Origin of the sequence: Gracilibacillus timonensis (genome assembly GCF_900086715.1) — a bacterium.
GTDB classification, from domain to species: domain Bacteria; phylum Bacillota; class Bacilli; order Bacillales; family Amphibacillaceae; genus Gracilibacillus; species Gracilibacillus timonensis.
Genome location: NZ_FLKH01000012.1, coordinates 393155 through 412889, shown reverse-complemented (window position 1 = coordinate 412889; position 19735 = coordinate 393155). Strand labels below are relative to the sequence as shown.

General features: G+C 41.6%; 17 protein-coding genes. 4 read left to right on the top strand and 13 right to left on the bottom strand.

The features are described 5' to 3' along the window. Nucleotides 1–289: 289 nt before the first annotated feature. Both BN6556_RS12970 and BN6556_RS12965 read right to left on the bottom strand, forming a co-directional pair. A complete protein-coding gene (locus BN6556_RS12970; protein ID WP_066192200.1) occupies nucleotides 290–808 on the bottom strand; it encodes a DoxX family protein in 519 nt (172 codons plus the stop codon). Nucleotides 809–870: 62 nt separating this feature from the next. After that, nucleotides 871–1389 (bottom strand): DoxX family protein, encoded by a 519-nt coding sequence (locus tag BN6556_RS12965; RefSeq protein WP_066192196.1) that lies wholly within the window; start codon nucleotides 1387–1389, stop codon nucleotides 871–873. 224 nt (nucleotides 1390–1613) lie between these two features. Between BN6556_RS12965 and BN6556_RS12960 the strand changes: the two genes are divergently transcribed. Further along, nucleotides 1614–2141 (top strand): GNAT family N-acetyltransferase, encoded by a 528-nt coding sequence (locus BN6556_RS12960; RefSeq protein WP_066192194.1) that lies wholly within the window; start codon nucleotides 1614–1616, stop codon nucleotides 2139–2141. Between the two features lie 633 nt (nucleotides 2142–2774). Here BN6556_RS12960 and BN6556_RS12955 read toward each other — a convergent pair. The 4 genes from BN6556_RS12955 to BN6556_RS12940 all read right to left on the bottom strand — a co-directional run bounded on the left by BN6556_RS12955 (nucleotide 2775) and on the right by BN6556_RS12940 (nucleotide 6867). Continuing rightward, nucleotides 2775–3599, bottom strand: coding sequence for a sugar phosphate isomerase/epimerase family protein (locus tag BN6556_RS12955; protein ID WP_066192193.1), 825 nt, complete (start codon nucleotides 3597–3599; stop codon nucleotides 2775–2777). Next, on the bottom strand, nucleotides 3596–4774 hold the full coding sequence (locus tag BN6556_RS12950; RefSeq protein WP_066192191.1) for a dihydrodipicolinate synthase family protein: 1179 nt from the start codon (nucleotides 4772–4774) through the stop codon (nucleotides 3596–3598). The genes BN6556_RS12955 and BN6556_RS12950 overlap by 4 nt, the downstream gene beginning before the upstream one ends. Before the next feature lie 12 nt (nucleotides 4775–4786). Then, nucleotides 4787–5938: a Gfo/Idh/MocA family protein gene (locus BN6556_RS12945; RefSeq protein ID WP_066192189.1), complete on the bottom strand. Its 1152-nt coding sequence runs from the start codon at nucleotides 5936–5938 to the stop codon at nucleotides 4787–4789. Between the two features lie 116 nt (nucleotides 5939–6054). Continuing rightward, nucleotides 6055–6867, bottom strand: coding sequence for a helix-turn-helix transcriptional regulator (locus tag BN6556_RS12940; protein ID WP_066192187.1), 813 nt, complete (start codon nucleotides 6865–6867; stop codon nucleotides 6055–6057). Between the two features lie 166 nt (nucleotides 6868–7033). On the opposite strand from BN6556_RS12940, the gene BN6556_RS12935 reads away from it, so the two are divergent. Continuing rightward, nucleotides 7034–8218: a Gfo/Idh/MocA family protein gene (locus BN6556_RS12935; RefSeq protein ID WP_066192186.1), complete on the top strand. Its 1185-nt coding sequence runs from the start codon at nucleotides 7034–7036 to the stop codon at nucleotides 8216–8218. 38 nt (nucleotides 8219–8256) lie between these two features. On the opposite strand, the gene dhaM is transcribed toward BN6556_RS12935, so the two are convergent. The 7 genes from dhaM to BN6556_RS12900 all read right to left on the bottom strand — a co-directional run bounded on the left by dhaM (nucleotide 8257) and on the right by BN6556_RS12900 (nucleotide 15576). Beyond that, a complete protein-coding gene (dhaM, locus tag BN6556_RS12930; protein WP_066192184.1) occupies nucleotides 8257–8646 on the bottom strand; it encodes a dihydroxyacetone kinase phosphoryl donor subunit DhaM in 390 nt (129 codons plus the stop codon). A 2-nt stretch (nucleotides 8647–8648) separates the two neighbouring features. Continuing rightward, on the bottom strand, nucleotides 8649–9269 hold the full coding sequence (gene dhaL / locus BN6556_RS12925) for a dihydroxyacetone kinase subunit DhaL (protein ID WP_066192182.1): 621 nt from the start codon (nucleotides 9267–9269) through the stop codon (nucleotides 8649–8651). Nucleotides 9270–9288: 19 nt separating this feature from the next. Further along, nucleotides 9289–10278, bottom strand: coding sequence for a dihydroxyacetone kinase subunit DhaK (dhaK, locus tag BN6556_RS12920; protein ID WP_066192179.1), 990 nt, complete (start codon nucleotides 10276–10278; stop codon nucleotides 9289–9291). Nucleotides 10279–10763: 485 nt separating this feature from the next. After that, nucleotides 10764–12413 carry a glycerol-3-phosphate dehydrogenase/oxidase gene (locus BN6556_RS12915; RefSeq protein ID WP_066196369.1) on the bottom strand — a complete coding sequence of 550 codons (1650 nt, stop codon included), beginning with the start codon at nucleotides 12411–12413 and terminating at the stop codon, nucleotides 10764–10766. A 64-nt stretch (nucleotides 12414–12477) separates the two neighbouring features. Beyond that, complete coding sequence (gene glpK / locus BN6556_RS12910) at nucleotides 12478–13968, bottom strand: glycerol kinase GlpK (RefSeq protein WP_066192177.1); 1491 nt, start codon at nucleotides 13966–13968, stop codon at nucleotides 12478–12480. Between the two features lie 61 nt (nucleotides 13969–14029). Beyond that, entirely contained in the window at nucleotides 14030–14836 is an 807-nt protein-coding gene (locus tag BN6556_RS12905) for an MIP/aquaporin family protein (protein ID WP_066192175.1), read from the bottom strand. Nucleotides 14837–15039: 203 nt separating this feature from the next. Further along, nucleotides 15040–15576 carry a glycerol-3-phosphate responsive antiterminator gene (locus BN6556_RS12900; RefSeq protein WP_066192173.1) on the bottom strand — a complete coding sequence of 179 codons (537 nt, stop codon included), beginning with the start codon at nucleotides 15574–15576 and terminating at the stop codon, nucleotides 15040–15042. Nucleotides 15577–16051: 475 nt separating this feature from the next. Here BN6556_RS12900 and ppc point away from each other — a divergent pair, with 475 nt between their 5' ends. Next, nucleotides 16052–18802 carry a phosphoenolpyruvate carboxylase gene (gene ppc / locus BN6556_RS12895; RefSeq protein ID WP_066192171.1) on the top strand — a complete coding sequence of 917 codons (2751 nt, stop codon included), beginning with the start codon at nucleotides 16052–16054 and terminating at the stop codon, nucleotides 18800–18802. A gap of 179 nt (nucleotides 18803–18981) precedes the next feature. Next, complete coding sequence (gene tnpA, locus BN6556_RS12890) at nucleotides 18982–19452, top strand: IS200/IS605 family transposase (protein WP_036573920.1); 471 nt, start codon at nucleotides 18982–18984, stop codon at nucleotides 19450–19452. The last annotated feature ends 283 nt before the right edge of the window (nucleotides 19453–19735 follow it).

The window sequence follows — 19735 nt, the reverse complement described above, 5'->3', positions numbered from 1 at the left end:
TTCTACACTATATTCCAATTCATGTTCATTTATTAATCTTCATGTTATTCATTTTTTATACAAATAGTTCTAATTACCTATTGTAATCGCTTTCTTTATTTTATATAATAAATTCAGTTGCAATATTAGTTGTTTTGTACATACTTTGTTTCATCTGATGAACAAAGTGTACAGTGTTTTGATTCAAAATAGATTGTCCCCCTTTGCATCCTATTTAATAATAGGGTGTCTTTTTTTATGCAAAAAGCACCTCTTCCTAATGGAAAGAGGTGCTTTACTTTATTTATATTTAATGTGCTTCTACTGTGTTAGGAACGACGTTTTTGGGATCTTTATGAAATAGTTTTGCTTTCAAAAATGGTAAGGCATAGCGATCTAGTCCATATCTGCCAGCGTTATAGCCTGCCACTAATAAGAAGACGGTCAATAATACCATTTGAGCATTGGTGCTGACGGTACCGCTGAATAAGAAAGCAAAATTCATCATGATTCCCATCAGTGCTGCAAAATTAGTGAATAAACCTAAGATTAATGCTATACCAACAAGAAATTCACCCCACATTACCAAAATACTAAAGATATCAGCGCCAGGTAAGGCTACTTTTTCTAAGAAAACACCCCACCACGCTTGCACGGTTGGATTCTCGCCGCCAGCATTGGCTACTGCCCCTTGTAGATAGCCGCTTGCGTCAAACCCTCCGGTTATTTTGTGCCAGCCCCCTGTGAGCCATTGATACCCCAAATATACTCGAATAAAAGTTAACACGATAGCTACATAACGGTTCTCCCTCAAGAATTGTACAAACATTTCTCCCACTCCCTTTTATTTTTGTTCAATACTTCACATAAAATGGTGAACGATTCCGTCTATTAATGAGTAATAACTGGTTTTTGGAACGGTTCTTTTGGATCTTTGTGAAATAGTTTTGCTTTCAAAAATGGTAAAGCATAGCGATCTAGTCCATATCTGCCAGCGTTATAGCCTGCCACTAATAAGAAGACGGTCAATAATACCATTTGAGCATTGGTGCTGACGGTACCGCTGAATAAGAAAGCGAAATTCATCATGATTCCCATTAGTGCTGCAAAATTAGTGAATAAACCTAAGATTAATGCTATACCAACAAGAAATTCACCCCACATTACCAAAATACTAAAGATATCAGCGCCAGGTAAGGCTACTTTTTCTAAGAAAACACCCCACCACGCTTGCACGGTTGGATTCTCGCCGCCAGCATTGGCTACTGCCCCTTGTAGATAGCCGCTTGCGTCAAACCCTCCGGTTATTTTGTGCCAGCCCCCCGTGAGCCATTGATACCCCAAATACACTCGAATCACCGCCAAGACTGCTGCTACATAACGATTACCCCTTAAAAACTGTACAAACATTTCTCCCCACTCCCTTTTGTTCAATTATTCACATAATAGTTTTTAATGTGTTATTAACTATTACATGTATATCATATCATCCCCTTTTTAATACGTCAATAAGTTTGTGTATATTTTCACATATAATTGTGTCTGAATTGTGAATGGATAGGTTTTATACAGTTCTTATCACTTCTGGTGATTCTCCAGCCATGATATTCTAGTATAGAAAGGTGGAATGATCAATGATTTTTGAAAGCACACGATTATACACAAGAGAAATGGCAGCAAGTGATTTGCGTGCTTTATCCAGGATTCTGCAAGATCCACAAACGATGTACGCCTATGAACATTCGTTTAGTGATGAAGAAACAATCGAGTGGTTGGATGGTCAAATCGATCGCTACCGAAAAGATGGCCATGGGCTATGGGCATTGATACACAAGGATACGGATGAAATGATTGGTCAATGCGGCTTAACTTATCAAGATTTCGCTGGAGAGTCTGTATTGGAAATTGGTTACCTGCTAAGACGGGATTGTTGGCATCAGGGATTTGCAGTTGAAGCGGCGAAAGCTACCAAAAAATATGCCTTTGAATCACTGGATGTGGATGAAGTTTATTCTATTATTCGTGACAACAATATTGCTTCCATGAATGTCGCCATCCGTAATGGCATGACAATAAAAGGAAGATTCACTCGTCATTACTATGGAATGGATATGCCCCATTACGGTTTCTCCATTGGTAGAGCGGAATATTTAGCTGAATAACCTGAGGCGCAAGATAAAATGGGTAACTAGTTTGAAGATTGTAGCGAAAACAATGATAGCTTATTTTTCTGGAACACAGTTTGATTGCTTTGCGCTGATCCAATAGTTCCCTCTCATAACTATTACATACGGGTAGTCATCCAATCTAGTGGGTAAAATGAAGTGGTTTTAGCTGATCTTTTTTACTGTTTAGGGTTATTCTTACGGACAGTATTTCGTGATTTGGCGTTTTTTTGTCCGTTAGATTCTTACGGACAGTATTTCGTGATTTGGCGTTTTTTTGTCCGTGAGATTCGTTCTTACGGACATAATTTTGCGATTCCACGGTTTTTTGTCCGTTAGATTCATTCTTACGGACAGTATTTCGTGATTTGGCGTTTTTTTGTCCGTGAGATTCGTTCTTACAGACTGTAGAATACGATTTGCTCTTCTTCAGTCCGCGAGATTCATTCTTATGGACCCAAGAACGAGACTGGCTCTCCTCAGTCCGCGAGATTCATTCTTATGGACCCAAGAATGAGACTTTCTCTCCTCAGTCCGCGACATTCATTCTTATGGACAATATTTCACGATTCGACTGATTCTTTCCATTAAAACATAACAAAACTCCCAGATCACTGAGAGTTTTACGTTTTACACGTGTTCTAAAAAACGCTGCTTTACTTCGGCTAATACCTCATCACCTGGTCGATCCCAAAGTGACTGATTAATAATTTCTACTTCAATCGGGCCGTGGTAACCGGCTTGCTCAACAGCTTGACGCATGCGATTAATTTCGATGACACCGTCTCCCATCATTGCTCGCCCCTTGAACATATCTGGCATTGGCACTTTCCAATCGGAAACGTGGAAACCTAGAATTCTCCCCTTGGCGCGATCCATTTCTTGATATAACTGGGGATCCCACCAGACATGGTACACATCGACAATCACCCCTACCTCAGAAGGTTGATATCTTTCAGCAATATTCGATGCTTGATTCAACGTATTAATCACCGATCGATCGGCAGCAAACATAGGATGTAATGGCTCGATCGCAAGCTTTACCCCATAATCCTTTGCATAAGGTACTAAATGATCGATTCCTTCGGCCACCTGGAGGCGAGCAGTTGCGATATCGCGGCCTGCACTTGGGCCACATACTAAAACCAGGGTGTCTGTTCCCAATTCAGCGGCTTCTTCAATGGCACGTTTGTTATCATCCAATCGCTCTCCTCTTTCCTTAGCGGTGGCAGCGGGGAACATCCCGCCACGACAGATGCTGGAGACTGACAAACCGGCATCCTGAATCAGTTTTTTTGCCTGCTTTAAACCTATCTCTTCTATTTTATGTCGCCATACCGATATCCACGGTATCTCATGTCTTAAGCAACCATCAACGGCTTGCTCCAGATTCCATTGATCGGTCGTAATTTGATTCAAGCTTAGACGATCGGATAAGGATCTATCTACCGTCATCTCATCCCCTCCTGTTTGATACCTGATAAAGCAAGCACTTGTTGCATACGTGTTGTCGCCAGCTCAGGATTTCTTAACAAACCTGCTTGATCAGCCATCACAAATAAATCAGATAAATGGGTAATCGAACGGGCACTTTCTTTTGCACCGATCATCCGAAAATGGTCTTGATGACCGTTTAGATAGGCCATAAAGACGACGCCTGTTTTGTAAGAAAAAGTAGGTACTTGGAAAATATGGCGTGATAATGGCACGGTCTTCTCTAATAATTGATCATATGTTGCCTCATCCCCTTGATCTAAGGCATGCAAGGCGGCAGAGGCAGCTGGCGCAATCGCATCAAAGATTCCTAGTAAGGCATGACTGTATCCTTGTTCATCGCCTTTGATTAAATCCGGATAATTAAAGTCATCTCCAGTATACATACGCACACTGTCAGGCAGCATACGGCGCATGTCGATTTCTTTTTGATCGTCCAGCAATGAAATCTTTATACCATCAATCTTATCTTCATTATCACGAATAATCTGCAGACATACTTCCATGGCTTGATCCAGATCCGTGAAGCCCCAGTAACCTTTTAAAGCAGGGTCAAACATATCCCCAAGCCAGTGGAGAATAACAGGCTGGGAAACACTACTTAAAATCTTATTATACACACGTTGATAATCTTCAGGTCCTTGAGCACAAGCAGCCAATGCACGGCTTGCCATCAGAATGATCCGGCCGCCTTCCCCTTCAACAAATGCCGCTTGCTCTTCATACGCCTGCTCGACATCTGCTAAGGTTACATCAGCAGAAGGTGCTAAATGATCCGTACCTACTCCACTAGCAACTTGACCGCCAACTGTTTTCGCTTCTTGAATCGAGCGCGAGATAAGCTGTTTAGCCCCTTCCCAATTCAATCCCATTCCACGTTGCGCCGTATCCATTGCCTCGGCAACCGATAGACCTAGCGACCATAAATAGTGACGATACTCCATTGTTTTGTCCCAATCAATGGCGACCTCTAATGTTGGATCCACATTGGCAAGTGGATCAGCTACCACATGTGCAGCCGAATAAGCGATACGGCTGGAAAAAGGTCGATTTTCAGGTATATGGAATGAGGTTGCCGCACTTGGCTGATAGCTATACAATTTCCCTTCTTGACTTGGTAAAAGTAATTTAGTCAAACCGCATACCTCCTACAATTTTATCTCCGGTACATCAATCCAGCGACGCTCTTCCCATGATTGCAAACCAAGGTCAGATAGTTGTGTTCCTTTCGCCCCTTCTAATAAATCCCACGGGAATGGCTCATCGGCATGGACATGTTTTAGGAATAATTCCCACTGTACTTTAAATCCGTTATCGAACACATCGTTAGCTGGTACTTCCTGCCATTGTGCTTGGAAGTCAAAAGGATTGTCAATATCAGGATTCCAAGTTGGCTTCGGCGTATGAACACGGTGCTGTGCCTTACAATCTCTTAAACCGGCAACGGCACTTCCCTCCGTACCATCGACTTGAATCGTCAATAAATCATCGCGATTGACCCTTACAGCCCAGGATGAGTTAGCTTGTACAATCACACCGTTATCTAATTCAAAAGTGCCGTAAGCCGCATCATCCGCTGTTGCTTGATAAGGCTCGCCATGTTCATCGATACGCTCGGGAATATGGGTGGCACCAATACAAGAAACAGCCTTCACATTACCGAATAAATTGTCAATCACATAACGCCAATGGGCAAACATGTCGACAATAATTCCACCGCCATCTTCTTTACGATAATTCCATGAAGGTCGTTGCGCCTCTTGCCAATCACCTTCAAATACCCAATAGCCAAATTCCATGCGGACAGCTAACATCTCCCCGAAAAAGCCTGAGTCAATCAATCGCTTCAACTTAAGTAATCCTGGTAAAAACAACTTATCCTGGACAACTCCGTTTTTCACTCCTGCCTCTCTTGCCAATCTTGCCAATTCAATGGAACCTTCTAAATTAGTTGCAGTAGGCTTCTCACAATAGATATGCTTGCCAGCAGCAATTGCCTGTTTGATTGCCTCTGCCCTGCGTACGGTGGTCTGTGAATCAAAATAAATTTCGTTATATTCATCTGCTAAGGCAGCCTCTAGGTCTGTTGTATAGCGCTCTACTCCATGCTCCTCTGCTAACGCTTTCAATTTCTTCTCGTTTCTCCCTACCAGAATGGGATCTGGCATTAAGGTATCTTCGTTTTGTAACAAGACCCCTCCCTGCTCTCTAATCGCTTTAAGGGAACGAATGAGATGTTGATTGGTCCCCATTCGGCCGGTTACCCCATTCATAATGATTCCTATTTTATGCTGTGCCATCTGCTTTCTCCTCTCTTTTCTTTAGATATTTCTATTCTAAGGCATTGAAAAAAAATTGTCTTATTAATCTAAGAATAAAATTCTCAATTTCGGAATTTGAATACTGTTTCTTTTTATCAAGATACTCCCGTTTGATTGATTCGATATTTATGAGGTGACAGCGACGTATGATGTTTGAATGTGCGATAAAAAGTGGATAACGATTCAAACCCGACTTCAAAACAAATAACGGCGATTTCTTTATCTGTTTCCATGAGCATTTTTTTTGATAGCTGAATACGTATCTCGGTTAAGTATTGCATAGGCGTCATATGAAACGTCTCTTTGAATATGGTGTTCATATGCCGTGTACTAATCGCTAATTTGGCAGCCAGATTCTCCGCGTGTAAGGCTTTATAATAGTGTGTATCGATATATTCCCTTAATCTTTCCGCACGCAGAGAATTCGCATCAAAGTTTTCTTGATGTTGTTCGCTTCGGGAAATCAATAGCAGTAACTGCGACAAATAAATATGTAACGCCGATTCTTGATAGAGAGTTGCATGGGCTTGCTCATATAACATGGTACGTAACAATGGGCGCACCTCACTGCTAATAAATGGGTTTAACCCGATCAACTTCGACTCAGACAACGAGTGTTCAAATAGCTTTTCGGTACTAACGTTGATGGCTCGGTGATCCAAGGCCAATACCAAAACCGTCAATTTGTGATCTGCTATAATCGCATGATGTGTGAATGGGGTAATAAAGGTTAGATGATCCTGTTTTAATTGGTAGACCTCGCCATCCAACATGATCTTACCGCTTCCTTCCAGTGTATAGATCAGTTGATAGATATCATGATGGTGTTCATCAATTCGATTTCCTGCATGGTGTTTGCTTTCGTACAGCTGTACACCAAAGGGATCTAAGTTAATAGGTTTAAGCATCGGTGAACCATCCCTCTCTTTTTTTCATATCGTTAAGCGGCTGCGCTTTTTACAGTAATAGGAAAATACATACTAGTATTCTTATAAGCCAGATAAATAGATTTATTTTGCTATAGTCATATTATATGATATAGTTTTTCTAAAAAGCAAAAGGGAGGACAAATGAATGACTAATCAACAAATATCGATCGTGCTTGTAGGCATGGGTGGCTATGGACAAATTTACTTGGAGCGAATTTTTTCCGGACATTATGAAAACGTATACGTTACAGGTCTTGTAGATATAGCCCCTGAGCGATCTCGTTTTTATCAAGAGGTTATGAATCAAGAAATACCTATTTATCACACACTAGAAGATTTTTACCAAGAACAAACGGCTGATTTGGCCATTATTGCGTCACCGATTCATTTACATAAAAGTCAAGCATGTTTAGCGATGGAACAAGGAAGCCATGTCCTGTGTGAAAAACCAGCAACAGGCAACCCTCAACAACTGCAAGAGATGATCCAGACAAGAGATCGTACAGGAAAAAAACTGGCGATTGGCTTTAATTGGTCATTTACCAACACGATACAGCAATTAAAACACGACATTCTAAAAGGGACGTTCGGGCGTGCGATCAGCATGAAAAGCCTAGTATTATGGCCTCGCAACGCGGACTATTTTAATCGTTCCAGCTGGGCAGGTAAACAATATAGCTCTGATGGGGACTGGATTTTTGATAGTGTAGCGAACAATGCCACGGCACACTTCCTGCACCACTTATTCTATTTAGCTGGTGACACGATGGAAACAAGTGCCTCCATCAAAGAACTGACATGCGAGCTTTATCGTGCCAATCCAATTGAGACCTTTGACACGTGCGCTGTAGAAATACAAACAACCAATCACGTAAATATCCTTTATCTTGCTTCCCATGCCGTAGCCAACGAGCATCGACCGAGATACAAGCTTGTATTTGAAAAGGCAGTGATACACTATGAACCTGTTGAAGAAGATGATCAAATCGTTGTTCAGTGGAAAGATGGCACGGAAACAACCTATGAGGATCCAGAAAAAGACCATTTGGCCAAGCTGGACGTGATGTTAAGTGCAATGAAAAATGATGATGATTCGATATTATGTGGACCTGAAGCTGCAAGCACTCACGTGGAGGCCATTTATGCCATGCACCAGTCCGTACCGAATGTACCAAGCTTTCCGGATCATTTGATTCATTATCACCCCTCCAATAAGTTAACAACCGTTGATGGTCTGGAAGGGTTGTGGAAGAACTGTTATTTACAATTCTGCTTACCGCATGAACTCGATGTGCCTTGGAGTTCAGCAGGGAAAACAATCACCTTTTAAATGAAAAAACACAAAGGAATCAGGCCCCCCTGATTCCTTCACATTTCAGCTATTTCTAATTTACGCAGACTTTGGCGGACCTCCGCCAGTGATTTCCCCATATTCGCCTCCACCGCGGCAATATATGCTCCTTCTACAAGCGCGACGTGTTCAGCGATCTGGACATTTTCTACTTCCGTAAACTCGATCGCCATTTCGGCATTCATCTTCGCACTGCCTAAATCATAAAGCAATAACACGCCTTGCCCTTGATCCACCTGCTCGATGGCCTGTTGAATTTTTTCCATACTTGTGCCTATCTCTTCTTCATCTGTACCTGCCGCTACTGCAATGGGTACCTCTGTGATTACTTGCTGAACAAGATCAAATACACCTTGCCCAATCTGCGCACTATGGGAAATCAAGACTATCCCTACTTTGTCTGCCACCTTTATCCCTCCAAATCTAGTACGGCAACTAACGCCTCAAAAATATAAAAAGAAGACATGGAGCCCGGATCAATATGACCTTTAGAGCGTTCCTTCAAATAAGAAGCTCTACCGCGTTTGGCGACCATTTCACGGGTATCTTCAATCATAGCCTGACATACTTCCAGCATATCTCTCCATGTCTCATAAGGCTCCGAATGGAGAAAAGAGGCAACCTGAAACCAGACGTCATACATCGTCTTGTCTCCAAATTCTGCTTTCCCTCTCGATTGAATACCTTCTGTAGCAGCGTCCATGGCCTCGATAAATGCCTTGTCTGTCACATCCTTGCCCTGCAATGACATAGCCATTTGAAGAAAAGCCGTACCATATAGCGGTCCTGATGCTCCTCCTACCTTCGCCGTTAATGTCATGGCAGCTGATTTCAAAACATCTGCTACATTCTCATAATCGGTGTCTTCCGTTTTATGCACTACCTCTTGGAAACCTCTCACCATATTCGTCCCGTGATCCCCGTCTCCGATGGCCTGATCCAAGGACGTTAGTTGCTCCTTATGCTCATCCATTCTTTGATGGATTTCTACCATCCATTGCTTGGTTTGGTCTACGTTTAATATGATCATCAAAGCTCTCCTTTATGATTTAATCAAATGCTTTTGCCGCTGTGGGAGCAGCCAATGCGTTCTTTAACTCCTCATCTACCTGCAATAATGTAATGGAGAAGCCTGCCATTTCTAAGGATGTCATGTATTCCCCTACCCAAGCAGCATGGATTCTAATACCCTTATCTTCTAATATCTTTTCCACCTGACGATAGACAATAAACAATTCCATTTCAGGAGTTGCTCCCATTCCATTAACCATTATAGCTACTTCTTGACCAATATAATCTTTATCTGCCAATATTTTTTCCAATAATGTCTCTGCAATCTTGTCGGCCGGCTGCAATTGGACACGCTCAATGCCTGGTTCTCCATGAATGCCAATGCCTATTTCCATCTCATCATCTGCTAAAGTGAAACTAGGATTACCAGAAGCTGGTACGGTACAGGGTGTTAACGCCACTCCCATCGAACGAACATGGTCAACGACCTTCTCGGTTGCTGCCTTTACGTCTGCTAGACTAGCACCAGAATCGGCAATTGCCCCAGCTACTTTATGGACAAAAACAGTACCAGCAACTCCGCGACGTCCAGTTGTTGACGTGCTATCTTCTACAGCTACGTCATCATTCACAATCACCTTTTCTACTTGTATTCCTTCTGCCTCGGCAAGCTCTGCTGCCATTTCAAAATTCATCACATCACCGGTATAATTCTTGATGATTAATAATACACCAGCTCCGCTATCTACCGCTTTTATCCCCTCTAACACTTGATCGGGAGTTGGTGATGTAAATACCTCTCCAACCACAGCTGCGTCAAGCATCCCTTTTCCAACATAGCCTGCATGGGCCGGTTCATGCCCGCTACCGCCTCCACTGACTAATCCTACCTTGTCTGTAATTGGAGCGTCTTGATTCACGATCACTGTCGTACCAGGAATTCTTCTTAGATTCTGGTGTTGCGCTTTCACCAAACCATCCACCATTTCTTCCACGACTTGTTCTGGATTGTTAACCACCTTTTTCATGCTTATCACCTCTTCTTTACTATTTTAGCATATCTAGCCATTTATCATAGTAAATCATCTTCTATATAAGTTGAACTTATAAATGTAACCAAAACGTGTGACAAGCAAGTCTTGGATCGCCATATTTCCTGATAATACTTAGTTTGATCCATTTACGCGGTATGATGAGAAATGATTTCATTCAACTTATATAGTTTGTTTGTAGATTGCTCTTGTTATTGGTGATCTTACGGACTGAGGAGCGTAAATCGCGTTCCTGGGTCCATAAGATCGAATCTTACGGACTGGAGAAAACAAATCCCGTTCCTGGATCCATAAGAATCAATCTCGCGGTCTGGAGAAGACAAATCCCGTTCCTGGATCCATAAGAATCAATCTCGCGGTCTGGAGAAGACAAATCCCACTCCTCAGTCCATAAAAACCTAAGAAATATCGTCATATTCATCATCTCGTATTTACACCCTTAGAAAGCCGTGGGATGGTTCTCACGACTTTGTAGGATGAATAGCTTCATATAAAAGTTGTTCTAATTCTTGGCGGTGCGCTTCCGTTTGCGCCTGTGTCCAATTTAACACCTGTTTCATTTCTTCTATAACAGCCTCTTTATGCTGCTGAACCCAATTGATATGAAAGAACAGCGCACCGGTACGACGCACGAAAAAATCAGTCGGTGTACAAACGGCTTCATGCTCGATACCATAATGCAGCATAGCTTTGACGATAGGATCTTTCGCCTGATTCTCCAATGCCTTACTGTAATAATCATAAACTAGAGGAACATTGGAGCCATAACGTTGCACTATTTCTCCAGCTTCTTCCGTTAACAAGCCTAGCTCTAAACCGTTTTGAATCTGCTCCGTCTTATAGGCAATAAATCCTTTTGAACCATCCACATCACCACCAGAAATTGGTACATGCTTTGTATCAGTTGGATAGAACACCTTGCGTTCTGCCTGAATCATTTTATCCCGAACTACATTAATCGTATCTTCGGCCATTTTTCGATAACCTGTTAATTTTCCACCAGCGATGGAAATAAGTCCAGACTCCGATTCAAAAATCTCATCTTTTCGTGATATCTCTGATGGATCCTTGCCTTCTTCATGAATTAATGGCCGCAGTCCTGCCCAGCTGGATTCTACATCTTCAGCATTTATCTCCAGGCTAGGGAACATATAATCAATTGCCTTCAATACATAATCTCGATCCGCTTCGGTCATTGTCGGATGGGCAATATCTCCTTCATACGTAGTATCCGTTGTTCCGACATAAGCCTTCCCTTCCCTAGGAATGGCAAATATCATACGTCCATCCGGCGCATCAAAATAGATCGCTTGTTGCAACGGGAAGCGTGTTTGATCAAAAACAAGGTGAATACCTTTCGTTAAATGCAGCGTTTTCCCTTGTTTGGATTGATCCTTTTCTCTAAGTGTATCTACCCAAGGTCCTGCTGCATTAACGATATATTTTGCTGAGAGTTCGTGTATCTCTTTTGTCAATTGATCTTCTACTTCTACCCCTGTTATCTGACCTTCCTGATAGTTCAGCTGGGTAACCTTCGCGTAGTTAAGAGCCAATGCCCCTTTTTCCACAGCCTTCTTCATTACCTCCAAGGTCAATCTGGCGTCATCGGTACGATACTCGACATAATATCCTGCCCCTTTTAATGCCTCTTTTTTTAATAATGGCTCACGGATTAATGCTTCCTCTCTCGAAAGCATTTGACGACGCTCATCCTTCTTCACACCTGCCAAAAAGTCATAAACCCTCAACCCAACATTAGTTGATAGCGGTCCAAACGTTCCACCTTGATAAAATGGCAGCATCATCCATTCTGGTATCGTCACATGTGGGCCATTCTCATAAACAATCGCTCTTTCCTTCCCTACTTCTGCTACCATCTTTACCTCAAACTGTTTGAGGTAACGTAAGCCACCGTGTACCAGCTTGGTAGACCTGCTGGAGGTACCTGCGGCGAAGTCTTGCATTTCTACAACCGCCACTTTCAAACCTCGAAGCACGGCGTCCAAAGCGATGCCTGCTCCGGTAATTCCACCGCCGATTACGATTAGATCTAATGGCTGTTGTTTCATTTCCTGGTATAAATATTCCCGATTTTTGCTAGAAAAATTCATCATGATTCGCCCCTTTATTTTCTTCTGATTCATCACAGCTCTAAACACTCTGATAAGTCTCGCTTTATTTAAATACTCTGGTAGCTTCCACCGCTTTCTGCCAGCCATCATTTAAGGCCTGACGTTGTTCTTCGTCCATTTCATTGGTAAACTCTTTATCAATCTGCCATTGCTCACTTATTTTATCTCTACTATCCCAATAACCTACCGCTAAACCAGCTAGATAGGCTGCCCCTAAGGCCGTTGTTTCAATTACTTCTGGACGCTGTACCGGAACAGCTAACAGATCGCTTTGAAACTGCATGAGAAAGTCATTGGCAACCGCACCGCCATCTACTCGTAGCGATTTCACCTCCATGCCCGAGTCCTCAATCATAGCTCCTAATACATCATTGGTCTGAAAGGCGATGGATTCTAATGTCGCACGGATAAAATGTTCTTTGGTTGTACCACGAGTAAGGCCAAATACCGCTCCTCTGGCATCACTATCCCAGTGTGGGGTTCCCAAACCAACAAATGCTGGTACTAAGTATACGCCTTCCGCGGATTCTACTCTAGCAGCATATTTTTCAGAGTCTTTGGCATCTTTAAACATACGTAGTCCGTCACGCAGCCATTGAATCGCAGAACCAGCCACAAAGATACTGCCTTCCAGGGCATATTCCACTTTACCATCCACGCCACAAGCAAGCGTCGTCAACAGGCCATGATCAGACCGTACTGGCTCCTCTCCCGTATGCATCAGCATAAAACAACCTGTGCCGTAAGTATTTTTTACCATTCCTTTCTCAAAACATGCCTGACCGAACAAGGCAGCTTGCTGGTCACCTGCTGCACCCGCAATTGGCACATTATAACCAAAGAAATGATAACCCTTCGTTTCTCCATATACTTCGGAAGAGGCCTTCACTTCTGGCAGCATGCTCTTCGGCACACCAAGAATATCCAGTAATTCGTCATCCCATTTTAATTCATAAATATTATACATCAGCGTTCTAGAGGCATTAGAATAGTCGGTTACGTGTGCCTCTCCATTGGTAAACTTATAAATCAGCCATGTATCAATCGTACCAAACAATAATTTACCCTGATCTGCCTTCTCTCTTGCCCCTTCTACATTGTCCAAGATCCATTTAACCTTCGTACCAGAAAAATAGGCATCAACCAATAAGCCCGTTTTGCTGCGGAAAGTATCTTGATAGCCAGCTTCTCGTAATTCACGACAAATATCTTCTGTCTGACGTGATTGCCAAACAATCGCTTTATATATCGGCTTACCTGTCTCTTTATCCCAAACCACGGCCGTTTCACGCTGATTAGTAATACCGATCGCCTCGATTTGGTTTGCCTCTATATCTGCCTTCCGCAGTACATCAGTAATACAAGCCAGTACCGATGTCCAGATTTCATTGGCATCGTGTTCTACCCAGCCCGACTTTTGAAAAAATTGTTCGAACTCGCGCTGACTTGTTTCGACAATTTCACCTTTTTTGTTAAAAATGATTGCCCTTGAACTTGTTGTCCCTTGATCAATTGATAAAATATACGTCTCCATGTTGAAGCCTCCCTATCCCTGTTTATTTTAAAACCACCTATTGATTGGTGGATGATGAAACCTAGTTCGAATGATTCTCTTTCTTTAATTCCATAAATAAAGCTACCCCTAGTATTATGGCTACCACAATAGACATTATCCAAAACCATAGTGTCCTATTTCCAGTAAACATCGCATGATAAAACATCGCGCCATAAATGCCCCCAATGCTTGGACCAATTACGGGAATCGCAGCGTAACTCCAATTGGAATCGCCTTTTCCACTGATCGGTAATAGAGCATGGGCAATCCTTGGTCCTAAATCTCTAGCTGGATTAATCGCATAACCAGTTGTTCCCCCTAGCGACATCCCAATCGCCACAATTAATAAACCAGCAATCGCAGGGTTTAAACCTTCTGTAAATTCATTGGCCCCTATAAATAATAATCCCATAACCAATACAAAGGTTCCAATTATTTCACTGACTAGATTGGATGGCAGGCTTTTAATCGCCGGATCTGTGGCAAATACCGACAATTTGGCTGCTTTATCTTCGGTTTCCTTCCAATGAGGTAAATATTGAAAAAAGACAATCACCGCTCCGATAATCGCACCGATCAGCTGAGCAGCAATATACATAGGCACTTTTGACCATGGGAATTCACCAATAGAAGCAAATCCTAGCGTCACCGCTGGATTAATATGTGCCCCTGATACATTGCCAACTGCATAAATTCCCATTGTTACAGCCAATCCCCAGCCTAAGGTAATCAATACCCAGCCAGCTCCTTCTGCTTTCGATTTTTTTAAGACGACTCCTCCTATCACACCCCCACCAAAAATAATCAGAATCATCGTTCCAATTAATTCAGCTAAAAATTCAGACATATTGTCCACCCCTTATACCAATATACAAATTTAACAAGAGACGGATGCACCCCTTGCGCCTGAACAAAAAAGCCCACACAAACTACATCGCACTAATTCCTAGGAAAGCACGATATAGTTTGTGTGGACTCCTTGTCTCCGACACATCAATTAACTTGTTATTGTACAAGATACTATATGATAAAAACGCTGTCAACCAACAATCACCATAAAGCTGCTTTGGAGGTCGTAATAGCAACCGCTCCATGACTCAGTGCCGCTTGAACTTCTTCGTTGGTTTTAATTAATCCTCCTGCAATAACAGGGACATCTATTTGGTTGGCGATATCACTAACGATAGAGGGAATAATCCCCGGCAACACCTCAATATAATCAGGTTTAGCCTTGTGAATTAATTCCAGATTTTTTTCGATGGCGGAACTATCAATAGCAAATAACCGCTGAATGGCATATATTTGGTATTGCTTCGCCAAGGCAATCACACTGGCTCTCGTTGAAATAATACCATCGATGTTTATATGATGAATCAGGTACTCCATACCATATTGATCCACTTTTAACCCATTAATCATATCAGCATGGACGAAAACCAACTTATCATGTTGTTTGGCAAGCTGTACAATCTTTGACAGCTGATCAATCCGTGTTTCTAACACGATTAACAACGGATGTTCGCTTTTTATCACCTTCTCAAAGTCCTTCATCTTCCTTACGGCTGGTAGTACACCTCTTAATTCCATCTCTCCACGTCCCTTTCTCTAGTAACCCCCCTCCTATATTTACCATGCGCTACTGATTATTGCAAAATATAACTTTCATAAGAAGACAGCTATCTTAGAGACAAGACTGTATACAGACATAGTTGAGGTTAAGAAATCATAAATGAGTGGGACTTGTTCCATTGATTGAGACACCCTCTCTAAATAAACAAAAGAGTGCGTAATCCCTGCCATGAGAAGGATTTTCGGAATAGTAGATTAGTATGAAAATTGAAAAAATTATTCATTTGTGCAATTTCATGTTATGATAGAACGTGTGCTTATTTCATGTCGTATTTTGTATGAGTGCCAAAAAGGCAAAAAGTAACATTCATTCAAGGTCATCCTCTATCAATTCCAGCCACATATTTGGACAGGTGTGATAGGTAATGAACTCACCCTCCAACATAGCTTATCGAAAAACAAATCCGAAAATTTCGAAGGGAAGTGAAGCAATATGACAACGACAGAACAGAAATCCACCATCACCTTATGGCAAGATGTAGATTTCTTAACACAAATTTTAGATAAAGTCTTGCACAGTGTGGGTGGTGATACTTTATTAAATACTGTAAAAGAAATTCGTCTGCTTTCACGGGAATCAAGAGAAGAAGAAGGGGCAGACAATCAGGAGCTCATTAAACAGAAAATCAGTGAACTAGAGCCTGGTTTACGACAAAGTGTTATCCACGCCTTCTCCATTCATCTGCACCTAATGAATATAGCAGAGCAAAATTTTCGTACAAGAAGACGTCGTGAATACCAAGCACAAGACGAAACAGTAGTTCAACCTGGATCATTAGAGGCAGGAGTTAATACATTAATCGATAACGATGTTTCACCAGATCAAATTACTGAATTACTGGGCAAATTATCGTTAGAATTGATTATGACCGCCCACCCTACCGAGGCAACGAGAAGAACCATTCTGCAACTTCATAAACGGATTGCTCGACTATTAACACAATGGGACTATTCTTATACAAGATACGATAAAAAAATGATAAAAGAACGAATCGCCAATGAAATAACCATTTTGTGGCAAACTCAAGAAATTAGACAGAATAAACCTTCTGTAATGAAAGAAGTTTCTAATGGTTTATACTTCTTTGATCGTGTATTATTTGATGTTTTACCAAAGATACATGACGACTTGGAAGATTTACTATATGAAAAATATCAGCAACGTTGGAAAATTCCTTCATTTTTGCGTTTTGGTTCTTGGATTGGCGGCGACCGTGATGGCAACCCAAATGTCAAAGCAACGACCACCTTTGATACATTAAAAAAACATCGTGAGTTGGTTTTAAGCAAATATGAAAAGGCCATTGATACGTTAAAAAACAGACTTAGTCATTCCAGTTCTGAAATTACGGTAAGTGAAGCATTATTAAATTCGATTGAAAAAGATCGTCGCGAACTAGGCTTCAACGGCTGGTATAAAGAAGATGAAGTCTATCGAGTGAAATTATCACTTATGCAGAAAAAACTTCAATATACGGAACAAGATGATCGTAAGGGTTACGCCAATTCAGAAGAGCTATTAGCCGATTTACAATTAATCCAGGAAAGCATGAAACTCCATCATCCCGTTGATAATCCTATCAAACTATTACGTAAGGTGATTCGACAGGTGGATTTATTCGGCTTCCATTTGGCTTCACTTGATGTTCGTAATCATAGCGGTGAGCATGAATCAGCGCTCTCTGAAATTTTCAAGAAAGTAAATATTACATCCGACTATCCGTCATTGAGTGAAGAAGAAAAAGTGGACACGTTAGTCTCTGTTTTAGAGAACCCTCGTCCAATGATTTCGATTTATGATGAGTTTACTGCGGACACCTCGGAGGTAATCGATACATTCCGCATGATTAAAAGGGCGCAAGATACCTTTGGTCTGCGAGCAATTGAGGTATACTTAATCAGTATGACTGACAATGTCAGTGATTTACTAGAGGTGCTAGTATTAGCGAAAGAAGCCGGTCTATATCGCGTGTATCCAAATGGCCATGTTACCAGCCGAATCCATGTCGCTCCTTTGTTAGAAACAATTGACGACTTGAAAAACGGACCTGAAATGATCAAAAAATTGTTTGATATTCCACTATATCGTAAACATCTAGAAGCTCGTGGTGATCTACAGGAAATCATGCTTGGCTATTCTGACAGCAGTAAAGACGGTGGAAACATTACTGCTAACTGGGAGCTATTCCAAGCACAGCAAGAAATCCATGATATCGCAGCAAGCTACCATGTGAAATTGAAGTACTTCCATGGCCGAGGCGGTTCACTAGGACGTGGTGGTGGTCCATTATATTCTAGTTTATTATCACAGCCTGCTGTCACTCTAGGGGACGGTGTGAAAATTACCGAACAAGGGGAAGTCTTATCATCACGTTATCTATTAGAAGACATTGCCTATCGAAGCTTAGAACAGGCAACAGCTACTTTACTCACTGGTATTATGGGGCTGAATGAAGATCATTCGACCATGCAGCCATCTTCTGAAGAAGTAACGGCGATGAATCTTATTTCTGACTATGCCTTAAAGAAATATCAAGCATTGGTATTTGAAGATCCAGGGTTTATCCAGTACTTCAACCAAGCAACACCGCTACATGAGTTAGGAGACCTAAACATCGGTTCAAGACCTATGAAACGTAAAGGCAGTGATCGTTTCGAAGACCTTCGTGCCATTCCATGGGTATTTGCATGGACACAGAGTCGCCAGTTACTTCCTGCTTGGTATGCGACTGGAACAGGACTGAAGCAATACCTTGACGAAACCAACAACTTAGAGTTACTACAGGAAATGTATAAGCACTGGCCTTTTTTCCATGCAACGATCAACAATCTGCAAATGGCTCTAACCAAAGCAGATATTCAAACAGCGCAAGAGTATGCCAATATGATGAAAGATAAAGAGATTAGTTCGCGTATTTTTGGAGCTATCAAAGAAGAGTACCAAGTGACAAAAGATATTGTCCTTAAAATAACAAATCAAGAAGAACTATTGGATAACCGCCAGAATATTAAAGATTCGGTGCGTGCTCGTAATCCATTAATTGATCCGTTAAACTTCATGCAAGTACAGCTCGTGTCTAAATTGCGAGATATCGATGAAGACAGCGAGAAATATCAAGAATTATTATCGGAGGCATTATTGACCATCAATGGTGTTGCCGCTGGACTTCGTAACACAGGTTGATATTTCATCCTTTTCCCCTCCTTAACTGGGGAAAAGGTTTTTTTATGGTCTTTGAAAACCCCTGGCTATGCCGGGGGTTCCATAGAGCTTCAAGCGTGGGGGCAAAAAAGCCTCTCTTCATGATAAGATAAGGTTGGTTTCCCGACCACCAAATCTCATCAAAGAAGGAGGCATGTCCAATGCAGGACAAGAATAGTTTAGCACATACGCAGTGGAGATGTAAGTTCCATATCGTTTTTGCTCCAAAATATAGAAGACAAATTATTTATGGGAAATATAAAAAAAGCATCGGAGAAATAGTAAGAGAGCTTTGTGAAAGGAAAGGGGTTGAGATACACGAGGCAAATGCATGTAAAGATCACATTCATATGTTAGTAAGTATTCCACCAAAACTAAGTGTATCTCAATTCATGGGCTACCTAAAGGGCAAAAGTAGTTTAATGATATTCGATCGACACGCTAATTTAAAGTACAGATATGGTAATCGTAAATTTTGGTGTCGAGGCTACTTTGTAGATACAGTGGGCAGAAATAAAAATCAAATTCAAGAATATATTAGAAATCAGCTTAAAGAGGATTACATGAGTGATCAGTTAACATTATTTGAAGAATTTGATCCGTTCACTGGAGAGAAAAATAAGAAGAAATAAGAGATTCTTTTAGAATCAGTGAGTGAGTGTGGTGCAAAAGGGAAACCATTCAGTGGGCCTTTTAGGCCGAGGCCGGTAACATAGGCTTTCAGCCGCAGAGCAAACCACCAGTTCACACTGGTGGTTTTGATTTATAAGAAAAACGCGTGACAAGCAAGTCTTTGCTCGCATATCGGTAGTCAACATTTTCTTTTGATTATATAAGTGCGTGTTCAAAAATGCCGATAAAAAGGACCTCGTTGGCTAAAACCTCAGGCGTCCTGGGACTGCGATTACTCGCCCC